Source organism: Kitasatospora sp. NBC_00240, assembly GCF_026342405.1.
GTDB lineage: Bacteria > Actinomycetota > Actinomycetes > Streptomycetales > Streptomycetaceae > Kitasatospora.
In genome coordinates, this window is sequence record NZ_JAPEMU010000001.1 from 6,655,674 (window position 1) to 6,667,452 (window position 11,779).

The window sequence follows — 11,779 nt, forward strand, 5'->3', positions numbered from 1 at the left end:
GGCAGGGGGCGGCCCGGTCCGGTCCGGCTCCCGCTTGCCGGCGCCTCGCCCGGCTACCGCTTGCCGGAGAACAGGCGGTCGAGGTGCTGGTCGAGCAGCCGCAGCGCCTCCTCCGGACGCTGGACGTCCAGCAGGGTGTAGGCGGTGAGCCCGTCGACCAGGCTGATCAGCAGCATCGCCTCGTCGGTCGGATCGCGGTCCGGTGCGACCTCGCCCCGTTCGGCCGCCTGCCGCAGCATGTCGGCGAGGAAGGCGCGCAGCAGCGGGATGCCCTCGCGGGACTCGGCGCGCAGCCCGTCGTCGTGGACGGCGCGGGCGAAGTAGGCGGCGCCGACCAGGTTGCCGATCCGGCTCTGCTCGTCCAGGGGCAGCATTCCGGCCAGGCATTCGCGGAGCACCAGGCGGGGCGGCGGGGGCCCCTCGAGGCCTTCGGCCAGGGTCTCGATGCGGTGCCGGATGCGTTCCTCCGCCAGCCGGTTGATGTGCCGGAGGGTGAAGAGCAGCATCTCGTCCTTGGTGCGGAAGTAGTGCTGGAGCCGGCCGAGGGAGATGCCGGCCTCGGCGGCGACGTCGCGCAGGCTCGTGGCGTCCAGGCCGCGGGTGCTGGCGATCCGCCAGAGGGCCTCGGAGATCTCCTGGCGCCTGGACTCGTGGTCGACCTTCTTCGGCACGGCTCCGGCCTCCTCTCTTTTACAAGTCAGCTGTACCGTTGTAGCGTATTCGTATCCAATACGCTTGACTTGTAAAGGAGTGGCGATGCCCGCCGAGCCAACCCCGACCCTGCGGCCGCCCCGCCACCGGGTCGACCGCCGAGCGCGCCGATGGTGGACCGCGCAGGCGCTCCTGACGGTGAGCGGGCCGATGCTGCTCACCGCCCTGGTCCTCGGTGTGCTCACCCTGCTCTTCTTCCCCGGCGCCCTCCCCTGGCTCGGGCCGCTCCTGCTGGGCGCCCTGGTGGTGCCCGCCCTGGTCTACACCGTGGCCATGCCCCGGGGTCGATATGCCGTACACGCCTGGGAGTTGGGTGCGCACGCCGTCCACACCGCGCACGGCTGGCTCTGGCAGCGGGCCAGGATCGCGCCACTGACCAGGGTGCAGACGGTGGACACCGTGCGCGGTCCGGTGCAGCGGCGGTTCGGCCTCGCGACCGTGATCGTCACCACCGCCTCCACCGCCGGCAGCATCAAGATCGCCGGGTTGGCCGACGCCGACGCAAAGGAGCTCGCCCGGCGCATCACCGACGCCGCCCGCACGGACCAGGAGCGGTGGAGCGGGAGCGGTGCGGCAGCCGGGGATCGAAGGGCGCAGGGCGCCCCGGCAGCCCTGGTCGGGACGGCGTCCCCGGCCGGGACGGGAGGCATGCCGTGACCGGGGAACCCCCGACGGCCGGCCCCCCGCCGACGACGGACACCCCGCCGACGCCGTGGCGACGCCCCCACCCGCGCGGACTGCTGCTCCATTTCGGCTGGCTGGCACCGCCGTTGGGGACGCTCGCACTCACCGCGCTCGCTACCGGGGGTCGGATCGGCCCGCGGGCCTGGATCACCCTCGCCGTCGCCGCCGCCTGCTTTGCCGCCGTCACCGCCCTGGGCGCGATCGGCTGGGCCCGCACGCGGTACCGGGTGAACGGCGACACCTTCGAGCTGCGGACGGGAGTCCTGATCCGCCAGGTGCGGACGGTGCCGCTGAACCGGATCCGTACCGTCGACCTCACCGCCACCGCGCTGCACCGGCTGCTGCGGATCACCGCCTTGCGAGCCGGCACCGCCGCCTCCCGAGGGACGGGTGCCGAACTGCGGTTGGACGGCATGGGTACCGCCGAGGCGCACCGCTTGCGGACGGCCCTCCTCGTTCGGTCCGGGGCCCGTCCCTCGAACGAGGGCGAGCGCGAAGGGGAGCGCGAGAGTGGCGCCCAGGGCCAGGATCCGCTGCTGGTCCGGCTGGACCCGCGGTGGGTGCGCTACGCCCCGCTCACTTTCTGGACCTTCGGTGGCGTCCTCGTCGCGGCGGGCACCGCCTACCGGATCCTGGACGCGGCGGGCATCGAGGCCTGGCGATTGGGCTTCGTACAAAGGGCGTTCACCGGGTTCGGGGCCTCGGCCCTGTGGTTGACCGTGCCGGCGGCGTTGCTGGCCGTCCTGCTGCTCGGGTCGGCCGGGGCCGTCGCGCTCCATGCGGAGAACCACTGGCGGTTCCAGGTCGAGCGGGTCGCCCCCGGCGGGCTACGGGTCACGCGCGGACTGCTGACCAGACGCTCGGTCACCGTCGAGCAGGGGCGCCTGCACGGGGTGGTGCTGCGGGAGCCGCTGCTGCTGCGGGCCGCCGGCGGTGCGTCTCTGCGGGCGGTGGCCGGCGGCCTCGGTGACCGCGACGAGACGCGCCGGCGAAGCCTGCTGCTGCCGCCGGCGCCCCGGGCGGTGGCGCTTCGAGTGGCTGCCGACGTGCTGGAATCCTGCCAACGGGCTTCTGTGGAAGCGCAACTGACGAGTCATCCGCGAGTGGCACTGCGGCGCCGGGTGTCCCGGGGGCTGCTGCTGGTGGTGCTGCCCGTCACCGTCGTCCTGGCGCTGCTCGGGGTCTTGCTGTCCACCGTCCTGCTGCACTGTGCCTGGGTGTTCGCGCTGGTCGCGGTGCCGGTGGTCGGCCTGCTGGCGCGCGATGCCTACCGCGGTCTCGGCCATGGGCTGCGGGGCCCCCATCTGCTGGTGCGCTCCGGAACGTTCAGCCGTGACACCCTCACGCTCGACCGGACGGCCGTGGAGGCCTGGACGTTCACCAGCTCCCCCTTCGGTCGCCGGGCCGGGCTGGTCACCCTCACCGCGGCGGTGGCGGCGGGCGAACACGGCTACCGGATACCGGACCTGGCCGCCGCCGAGGCGCCGGCCTTCGCCGCCGCCGCGACCCCCGGATTCCTGGAGGAGTTCCTGGACCACGGGCAGGAGCCGAGCGGGACCGGGCCGTGATGGGGGAAAGGCGCCCGGCGGAGGCGGTCGGAAGGATTCGATACCCTGTCCGATCGTCAGCTCGCGCGTGATCACCGGCTGGCCGGTCACGCATCATCATGGGGGATCAACAGCCTTGCCTTCGCACAGAACTGTCTGGACCGTAGCAACCGTCGCCGCCGCCGCATTCGCCCTGACCGCCTGCGGGCCGGAGGGCTCGGACGGCGCCGCCGTGGCCGGGCCGACCGGCGCCGCGCCCTCGGTCTCCGCGCCCGCCGCCGGTGCGGCCGCCTCTTCGACGCCCTCGCCCGGCTCGAAGCCCTCGGCCTCCTCGGCCGGGTCGGCCAAGCCGACCGCCTCCTCCACCGCCGGGGCGCCGGGGGGCGAGCCCGCCGAGGACTGCGGTCCGGCACCCGAACTCCATGCCGGGCACGCGATGGTGAACGTGTCCAAGGGGTCCACGGCGACGATGTTCTACGCGAAGAGCACCAAGTTTGCGTGTGACCCCAACGACGGCCACTGGGCGGACGCGGGACCTGAGAAGGCGTACGGGTTCGCGGCGGGCGCCAAGGCCTTCGAGGTCGGCCTGACCGGTTCGGAGAAGGCGGTCACGCTCGCGGAGCTGTCCTCGCACACCACCAAGTGCCTGAACAAGACCGAGGACTTCGAGAACCGTCCGTGCTTCTCGTACTTCACCTACGAGATCGCGCTCGACTCCGCAGGCAAGATCACCTCGGTGTGGGAGGTCTTCCACTCCTGACCGGCCGGACCCGGCCGGACCCGGCCCGGGGCCGGAGGGCAACCGTCCTCCGGCCCCGACAGCCCCGACAGCCCCGACGGCCGCGCCGGGTGCCCCGGGCGGCGCCGGTCAGCGGTCGTCGCCCGTGTCCGGCCGCCGCTCGGGGCCCTCGTCGGGGGACGGCTGCCCGGGCGGCGTGACGCCTTCCCGGGTGACCAGGCAGAACGGGTGGCCGACCGGGTCCGCGTACACCCGGTAGCCGATCGGCTTGTCGGAACCCTCCAACAGGGTGGCGCCCAGAGCCAGTACGGCCTCCTCGGCCACGTCCAGGTCGCCCACCAGGACGTCGACGTGCATCTGCGGCGGGTGACCCGGGTCCGTCCAGCGCGGCGGCCGGTAGTCGCCGACCCGTTGGAAGGTCACCCGCTCCAGGCCGTCGGGGCTTTCGATCACCACGTAGTCGCCGCTGTCCTCCACGCGGGTGAGGGCCAGCAGCTTCTCGTAGAAGCCGGCCAGTTCGGTGGGGGCGGGGCAGTCGACGACGAGGGAGAACAGGCGTCCGATCATGACGTCACTATGCCGCGACCGGAAGGGGGTTGTCAGCCCTCTCCGTACGGCGGGGCCGGGCCGAGCGGGGGCGGGCCTGAACGCGGGCACAGGCCGGGTCAGCGGCGCTCGGTGTGCAGCCGCAGGCGGCGGGTGCGGACCCGGTTCGCCGAGTGCAGCAGGGCGTGGATGCGGTGACCGACCTCGTCGGGGTCGAGCAGCGGGCGCTCGAACGGGAGGCGGACGTCGTGGTGGGTCCGGAGGGTCTCCAGGCGCAGCACGATGCCGTACTGGTCGAGGGCGAGCGGCCACACCCGGGTGACGCCGATCAGCAGGCGCGGGTCGACCAGGCCGGAGAGGGCGGCCACCTGGTCGTGGTGGTCGTCGGTCATGTGGGTGAGCAGCGCCGCCTCGTACGGGGCGAGCGGGTCGGGTGCGGTCCGGGCGAGGCCGTCCAGGTCGACCGGGGTGTGCGTCCCGGCGGTGCCGAGCAGGGCCTGGGTCGGGTCGAGCGGCAGGCGGACGGTGCCGTCCTGCGCCTCGCGGGGGCGGCCGAGCCGGCCGGCGATCCGTACCTGGCAGCGGATCCGGTCGCGGACGGCGACCGGTGCGACGTCGGTCCATTCGAGGAGGACGGGCACGCCGTCCTCGTCGGCCTCGGCCGCCTCGTGGGTGAGGCGGCAGTCCCTGGGGGCCTGGAGGTGGGGGACGGCGCCCTGGGCGGCGAAGGCCGGCTCCGGGGCGGGGCCGAAGCCGCCGGCGCCGCCGAAGCCGAGCAGGTACGGGCCGAGCAGGTCGTGGCGGCCGGACCGGGTGGTCGCAGTCAGGGAGGAGGCGGCCCGGAGCGCGCTCCGAACCCGCTCGGCGTCGGTGGGGGTCGGGATGCTGACGTCCGTGGGGCGCATGGCTGCCTTCCGCTTGACTTAGGTAAGGCTAACTTAACTCATGGGCGGAGCGGGTGGCCAGGCCCGTACCGGATCCGGATCCAGGCCCGCGCACCGGCGCCCGTTCTGGTGCACTGGCCCCTGTTCGCCCGCGCGTCCGTCCCGTCCGCGGATGCCCGTGCCCCTCCGCGCCCGTGCGCGCCCCGTCCGGGTGCGCACCCCCACACCGGCGTCACGCCGCCGTCACTCCGGCATCACATCGACCTGGCCGACCACCGGTCGGCGCAACCATGTCGGCGCATACAGTTACGGAGGAAGTCAGAAGATCACCGACACCATTTCAGGCGCGGAGGCGACCCATGAGCTCCCACCCGGCCGCGAGACCCGGCCCGGGCTCCGACCAGCGTTCCGACCGGGCCCCCGGCCCGGGCGGGCGGCCCGCGGCCGACGAGGCGTCAGACCGCGCCCCCGGGAGGGGACCCGGCCGGCGCCCGGACGCGGGGCCGGTCCTCGGGTCCGAGCCGGAGGAGGACGGGTACGGCGGCCCCGGGCGGGACGACCCTGAGCAGAGCGGTGACGACCACGGGGGCTCCGAGCGCGGCGGTCGCGACCCGGGTGGCCCGGGGCAGAGCGGTCGCGACCTCGGCGGGCCCGACCCGGCGCGCGGCTCCGGCGCGGAGCAGCCCTGGAACAGGCAGCGGCTGCGCAGCAACAACGAGTGGATGCTGCTGGAGCGGCTGCGGACCACCGGCGCCGCCTCCCGGGCCCAACTGGCCCGGGATACCGGCCTTTCCAAGCCGACCGTCTCGGCGGCCCTGGCCACCCTGGAGCAGGCCGGACTGGCCCGCGAGGCCGGGCTGCTGGCGCCGGGCCGGGGCCGGGTCGCCGTCCTGTACGAGCCGGACCCGACCGCGGGGTACGTGCTCGGCGTGGACATCGGCCGGGGCCGGCTGCGGGTCGCGGTGGCCGACCTGGCCGGGGAGATCGCCGCTCGCCGGGACGTCCCGAACCGGGGCCGCAGCGCCGGCGCCGTGGCCGACGCGGTGATCGCCGAGTCCCGGGCCGCGATCGAGGAGGCCGGGATCGGGCCGGGCGCCGTGGTGCACGCCGCCATCGGCACGCCGGGCGTCTGGGACGAGACGGAGCAGCGGGTCCGGTACGCGGCGCAGCTACCCGGTTGGGGGCGCCGGGGCCTGTTCGACCGGATCAGGGCGGGTCTGGACACCACCATCAGCGTGCACAACGACGCCAATCTGGCGGCGCTGGGGGAGTACGCGCGCGGCGCGGGGGCGGGGAGCCGGCACTTCGTCTACCTGCTGCTCGGCACCGGCATCGGGATGGGTGTGGTCTCCGGGGGCAAGCTGCAGCACGGCGCGCACGGGGCGGCCGGCGAGATCGGGTTCCTGCCGCTGCCGGGCGTCCCGGGCGCCGGGGCGGGCGGGGAGCACGACCAGCGGCGCGGGATGCTGGAGTCCTCGGCCTCGGCGGAGGCCGTGGTCCGCGGAGCGAAGGAGCTCGGCGTGCGCGGGGCGATCACCGCCAAGCAGGTCTTCGACGCGGCCCGGGCCGGCGACCCGGCCGCGCTCGCCGCGGTGCAGCGGCAGGCGGAGCAACTCGCCTACGCCGTGGCCGTGGTGTCCTCGGTGATCGATCCGGACCTGGTGGTGCTCGGCGGAGGCATGGGGCAGAGCTCCGATCTGCTGCTCGACCGGGTCGAGGAGGCGCTGCACGCGCTCACCCCGCTGCGTCCGCGGCTGGCGCCGAGCCTGCTGGGGGACGAGGCGGTGCTGATCGGCGCGCTGTCCACGGCGCTGCGCACGGCCCGGCCGGAGGTCTTCGACCGCCGGTCGGCGGCGGTGGCGCGGGCGTAACCGCCGGGTGGTGGCCCGCCGGCGGCCGCGGCCGGTGCGTCCCTGCACCGGTCGCGACTGCGGACGGGCCAGCACGGCGGCCCGGTGACGGCGGCCGGGGTCGAGCCGGGCCGCCGGTCGGTGCTACTTGATGCCGGCGGCCGCGCAGGCGTCGGCGTACGGTGCGGCGCAGACCTCCGCGGCGGTGTAGAGCCCGCCGGCGATGACCGTCACGGCGACCTTCGGCTTGGTCACGACGATCGGGGTGAGGAGCATCGACGGCACGTGGGAGCCGCCGCTCTCGGTGATCGCGCTGGCGATCGAGGTGACGTCCAGACCCTTCAAGAGGTGGACGGCGATGGTCGCGGCCGCGTCGGTCTCCGGCTTGTACGGCTTGTAGATCGTGTAGGCCTGCTCGCCGGAGAGCACCCGGCGGACGGCGTCGAGCGAGGCGTCCTGGCCGCCGACCGGGACGTTCTTGAGGCCGGCGCCCTTGAGGGTGTCGATGACGGCGGCGGCCATGCCGTCGTTGGCGACGTAGACCGCGTCGACGTTGTCCTTGCCGACCTGGCGGATCGCCTCGGTCATCTTCTGGGCGGCGACATCGGGCTTCCACTCGCCGGACTGCTCGTAGGAGATCCGCTTGACCTTGCCGTCCAGCGACTTGTGCGCGCCGGTCTTGAAGCTGGCGGCGTTGGGGTCGGACTCGGCGCCGTTGATCATGACGACCTCGGCCTCGGAGGCCTTGGGGCCGAGCGCCTCCAGCAGGGCGTTGCCCTGGAGCTCGCCGGTGCGGGCGTTGTCGAAGGAGACGTACGCGGCGACGTTTCCGGAGGCCAGACGGTCGTACGCGATCACCTTGGCGCCCTTGGCGGCGGCCGCCTGGACCCAGGGCGCGGTGTTCTTGGCGTTCACCGGGTCCAGCAGGATGACCTTGATGCCCTTGGCGAGGAGCGCGTCGAACTGCTGCTTCTGGGTGTCCTCGTTGCCGTCCGCGTTGGCGTAGTCGATGGTGCATTTGGTGCAGAGGGACGCGACGGAGGCCTCGATCAGTGGCTTGTCGAAGGCCTCGTACCGGGTGGAGGAGGACTTCTCGGGCAGCAGCAGGCCGACGGTGGTGGCGCCGACGCCGGAGGAACTCTTGCCCGCGTCGTCCTGACCGCAGGCGGTCAGGCCCAGGAGTGCGAGTGAGAGCGCGGCTGTGCCACTGATGGTGCGTCGCGTCACAACATTCATGCTGGGTGGTGCCTCCTGACTGCGCCGCATCGTTGCGGCCGAGCACGGAGTCAAACGCCCCTCGGTGCTTGTCGTCAATAACTAAACCGTTGCCGCTGGACAAGTGCTTAATTCGTTATCTTCTTAAAATGTTGAAGCCGGGCGGTCAAGCACCGGCCGGGCCGCACTGACAAGGGCTCAGTGGCCCGATTCTGTAGGGCACATGACATTGCCGGGGCCGGTCGAATGCGCCGGAGTGCCGTGATCACGGATAGGGATGATGCGTTAACATTTTGTCTCGGCCCACAGACCATACCGGTCAACCCGTTTTCCGGGCGCGCCCGTCGTTCAGCCCCCGTTGAGCCCCCGGAGGAGCCAGCCATGGCGAAGCAGCCGCGTGCTGAGCAGACCCGCGCCACGATCATCGAGGCCGCGGCGCAGATGTTCGACCGCCAGGGGTTCGGCTCCACCAGCCTCAGCGACATCGTCGCCCGGGGCGGCATCACCAAGGGCGCCCTGTACTTCCACTTCGCCTCCAAGGAGGAACTGGCCCGGGCCGTGATCGCCCTCCAGCACCAGCTTTCGGTGAATGCCGCGGAACGCCTCCTCTCGCGCAATCTCCCCGGCTTCGAAACGGTGCTCCGGACGCCCTTCGTCCTGGCCGAGCAGGTGCTCACCGACCCGGTGGCCCGCGCCGGGGTCCGGCTGACCCTGGACGGCGGAACCCTGCGCAAGCCGGTCGCCGGCCCGTACGAGGAGTGGACCGGCGTCCTCGCGGAGCAGCTTCGGCGGGGCGTGCGGGAGCTGGACGTGCGCCCGCCCGCCGACCCGGACGCCTGCGCGCGCTTCGTCCTCAGCTCCTTCACCGGGGTGCAGCTGGTGGCCCAGGTGCCGGCGTCGCCCGGGCACCTCCCCGCGCGGCTCCAGGAGATGTGGGAGGTGCTGATCCCCGGCCTGGTGCACCCCCGGCGCTGCGCCCACTACCGGGATCTGGCCGCCCGGCTGGCCGACCGGCTGGCGCGGAGCGCCGCCGTCGCGGGCCCGGCGCCCGCCACGGCGCCCGTCCCCTCGCCCGCCACCGCCACCGTCGCCGCCACCACGGCCGTCGCCGCCACCGCGGTCGGCGGCGGCCCGGCCTGGACCTGAGCACGTCCCACCCCCGTCCACCGCGGCGCCGGTCGTACCGGCGCCGTACTGCACAGGGAGTACGCCGGACCGCCCCGGCGGGGTGACGCGGACCGCGGCCCGGCCGGTCTAGCCTTCCGGGCATGGCATCAGATCCTCAGGACGGCGGGCCCTGGCGCCCCCCGTGGGTGCGCGCCGCCAAGGCGGGCTGGCCGGTGGCCTCGGCGCTGGTGATCGCAGTGATCCAGGTGGCCGGCACCACGGCGGCCGCCCGCCACCAGGCCGGCGGCCGGGCCGACCTGGACGCCTTCGGCCATCTGCTGCTCCTGCTCGGCCCGGCGCTTCTGGTGCTGCGCCGCCGCCGGCCGGTCGCGGTGGTGGCCGGCGTCTCGGCGGTCACCGTCGCCTACCTGGTCGCCGGGTACCCGTACGGGCCGGTGTTCATCAGCCTGGTCGTCGCCGTCTGCGTCGCCGTGCGCAGCGGCCACCGCCGGGCGGCCTGGACCGGCCTGGGCGTCTGCTACCTGGCGCACGCCCTGGTCACCTTCGTGCTGCCCGCCGACTGGTCGCGCGCGCCGGCACCGCGGATCCTGTGGTGGCAGGAGGCGGGCGCGCTGGCCTGGGTGCTGCTGGTGGTCGCGGTCGCCGAGATCCTGCGCTTCCGGGGGGAGCGGATGGAGGCGCGGCGGGCCTTCGAGGCGCAGACCGAGCGCCGCCGGGCGGACGAGGAGCGGCTGCGGATGGCCCGCGAGCTGCACGACATCCTGGCGCACAGCATCTCGCTGATCCACCTGCAGGCCGGGGTCGCCCTGGAGCTGCTGGACACCCGCCCCGAGCAGGCCCGGACGGCGCTGACCACGATCAAGAGCGCCAGCAAGGAGGCGCTCGGCGAGGTGCGCCAGGTGCTCGGCACGCTCCGCTCGCCGGACGCCGCCGCGCCGCGGGGCCCGGCCCCGGGTCTGGCCCGGCTGGACGAGCTGGTCGAGCAGGCGGGCCGGGCCGGGCTGACGGTGACCCTGCGGGTCGCCGGCAAGCCGCGGCCGCTGGCCGCCGGGGCCGACCTGGCGGCCTTCCGGATCGTCCAGGAGTCGCTGACCAACGTGATCCGGCATTCGGCGGCGCGCGCCGCCGACGTGCTGCTGGACTGGGCGGGTGCCGACGCCCTCACCGTCCAGGTGGAGGACCCGGGCCCGGCCGGCCACGCCTACGCGGGCGGCTCCGGCAGCGGCCTGGTCGGGATGCGGGAGCGGGTGGCCGCGTTCGGCGGGACGCTGGAGGCGGGCCCGCGGCCGGGCGGCGGTTTCCGGGTCCGGGCCACACTGGTGACGACGACGAAGGGGGCGACGTGATCCGGGTCCTGCTGGCCGACGACCAGGTGCTGGTCAGGGCGGGTTTCCGTGCCCTGCTGGAGGCCCAGGCCGACCTGGAGGTGGTGGGGGAGGCCGGCGACGGCGAGGAGGCCGTCCGGCTCGCCCGCGAACTCGTCCCCGACGTCGTCCTGATGGACGTCCGGATGCCGCGGCTGGACGGCCTGCAGGCCACCCGCCGGATCGCCGGGGAGCCGGACCTGGCCGCCGTCCGGGTGGTCGTCCTGACCACCTTCGAACTGGACGAGTACGTCTTCGAGGCGCTCCGCTCCGGCGCCGCCGGGTTCCTGGTCAAGGACACCGAGCCGGCCGACCTGCTGCGCGCCGTCCGGGTCGCGGCGGCCGGTGACGCGCTGCTCTCGCCCGGGGTGACCCGCCGCCTGATCGGCGAGTTCGCCGCCCGTTCCAAGGCGCCCGACGGCTCCGGCCCGGACCTCTCGGTGCTCACCGACCGGGAGCGCGAGGTGCTGGCCCTGGTCGGCCTCGGCCTGTCCAACGAGGACATCGCGCGGCGCCTGGTGGTCAGCCCGCTCACCGCGAAGACCCATGTCAGCCGGGCGATGGTGAAGCTGGCCGCCCGGGACCGGGCCCAACTCGTCGTCCTGGCGTACGAGTCCGGGCTGGTCCGGCCCGGCTGGCTGGGCTGACGGGGGACGGCGGCCGCAGGCCGTCACGGGCCGGGCCACCCGCGCCCTCGGGCTGCCGGGCCACCCGGGGCGTGGACGCCCGGTCACCCGCGCCCCGCCACCCGGGCCACCCGCGCCCCGCCACCCGGGCCACCCGCGCCGTACGCCCCCGCGACCCGCCACCGGCGCGCCGTACGCCCCCGCCACCCGGGCCATCCGCGCCGTACGCCCCCGCGACCCGCCACCGGCGCGCCGTACGCCCCCGCCACCCGGGCCATCCGCGCCGTACGCCCCCGCGACCCGCCACCGGCGCGCCGTACGCCCCCGCGACCCGCCACCGGCGCGCCGTACGCCCCCGCCACCCGGGCCATCCGCGCCGTACGCCCCCGCGCGCCGGGTACTCCGCACGCAGTAGCCGCGAAGCCGCTGCCCGTACGACGCGCCGCGACCCCCCTCGGCGGAATGCTCGAAGAGCCCCGGGAGCA

11 protein-coding genes are annotated in these 11,779 nt (G+C 74.6%); 7 read left to right on the forward strand and 4 right to left on the reverse strand.

What is annotated here, in order from left to right:
- Window positions 1-53: 53 nt before the first annotated feature.
- Complete coding sequence (locus OG689_RS28505; protein ID WP_266323713.1) at window positions 54-671, reverse strand: TetR/AcrR family transcriptional regulator; 618 nt, start codon at window positions 669-671, stop codon at window positions 54-56.
- Window positions 672-756: 85 nt separating this feature from the next.
- On the opposite strand from OG689_RS28505, the gene OG689_RS28510 reads away from it, so the two are divergent.
- From OG689_RS28510 to OG689_RS28520, 3 genes are all read left to right on the forward strand, one after another.
- Window positions 757-1,368, forward strand: a complete 612-nt coding sequence (locus tag OG689_RS28510) for a PH domain-containing protein (RefSeq protein ID WP_266323714.1) — start codon at window positions 757-759, stop codon at window positions 1,366-1,368.
- Window positions 1,365-2,963, forward strand: a complete 1,599-nt coding sequence (locus tag OG689_RS28515) for a PH domain-containing protein (RefSeq protein WP_266323715.1) — start codon at window positions 1,365-1,367, stop codon at window positions 2,961-2,963. Before OG689_RS28510 ends, OG689_RS28515 begins: the two co-directional genes overlap by 4 nt.
- 115 nt (window positions 2,964-3,078) lie before the next feature.
- Window positions 3,079-3,702 (forward strand): hypothetical protein, encoded by a 624-nt coding sequence (locus tag OG689_RS28520; RefSeq protein ID WP_266323716.1) that lies wholly within the window; start codon window positions 3,079-3,081, stop codon window positions 3,700-3,702.
- 108 nt (window positions 3,703-3,810) lie between these two features.
- Here the strand turns inward: OG689_RS28520 and OG689_RS28525 are convergent, their stop codons facing one another.
- Together OG689_RS28525 and OG689_RS28530 are read right to left on the reverse strand one after the other, a co-directional pair.
- Window positions 3,811-4,248, reverse strand: a complete 438-nt coding sequence (locus OG689_RS28525) for a VOC family protein (RefSeq protein ID WP_266323717.1) — start codon at window positions 4,246-4,248, stop codon at window positions 3,811-3,813.
- A gap of 98 nt (window positions 4,249-4,346) precedes the next feature.
- On the reverse strand, window positions 4,347-5,132 hold the full coding sequence (locus OG689_RS28530) for a DUF2470 domain-containing protein (protein WP_266323718.1): 786 nt from the start codon (window positions 5,130-5,132) through the stop codon (window positions 4,347-4,349).
- Between the two features lie 701 nt (window positions 5,133-5,833).
- Between OG689_RS28530 and OG689_RS28535 the strand changes: the two genes are divergently transcribed.
- Window positions 5,834-6,982 carry an ROK family transcriptional regulator gene (locus OG689_RS28535; protein ID WP_266327491.1) on the forward strand — a complete coding sequence of 383 codons (1,149 nt, stop codon included), beginning with the start codon at window positions 5,834-5,836 and terminating at the stop codon, window positions 6,980-6,982.
- A gap of 123 nt (window positions 6,983-7,105) precedes the next feature.
- On the opposite strand, the gene OG689_RS28540 is transcribed toward OG689_RS28535, so the two are convergent.
- Entirely contained in the window at window positions 7,106-8,197 is a 1,092-nt protein-coding gene (locus OG689_RS28540) for a substrate-binding domain-containing protein (RefSeq protein WP_266323719.1), read from the reverse strand.
- 360 nt (window positions 8,198-8,557) lie between these two features.
- Here OG689_RS28540 and OG689_RS28545 point away from each other — a divergent pair, with 360 nt between their 5' ends.
- The 3 genes from OG689_RS28545 to OG689_RS28555 all read left to right on the forward strand — a co-directional run bounded on the left by OG689_RS28545 (window position 8,558) and on the right by OG689_RS28555 (window position 11,315).
- Window positions 8,558-9,322 (forward strand): ScbR family autoregulator-binding transcription factor, encoded by a 765-nt coding sequence (locus OG689_RS28545; protein ID WP_266323720.1) that lies wholly within the window; start codon window positions 8,558-8,560, stop codon window positions 9,320-9,322.
- 122 nt (window positions 9,323-9,444) lie between these two features.
- A complete protein-coding gene (locus tag OG689_RS28550) occupies window positions 9,445-10,650 on the forward strand; it encodes a sensor histidine kinase (RefSeq protein WP_266323721.1) in 1,206 nt (401 codons plus the stop codon).
- Window positions 10,647-11,315 (forward strand): response regulator transcription factor, encoded by a 669-nt coding sequence (locus tag OG689_RS28555; protein WP_266323722.1) that lies wholly within the window; start codon window positions 10,647-10,649, stop codon window positions 11,313-11,315. The genes OG689_RS28550 and OG689_RS28555 overlap by 4 nt, the downstream gene beginning before the upstream one ends.
- Window positions 11,316-11,779: the final 464 nt, after the last annotated feature.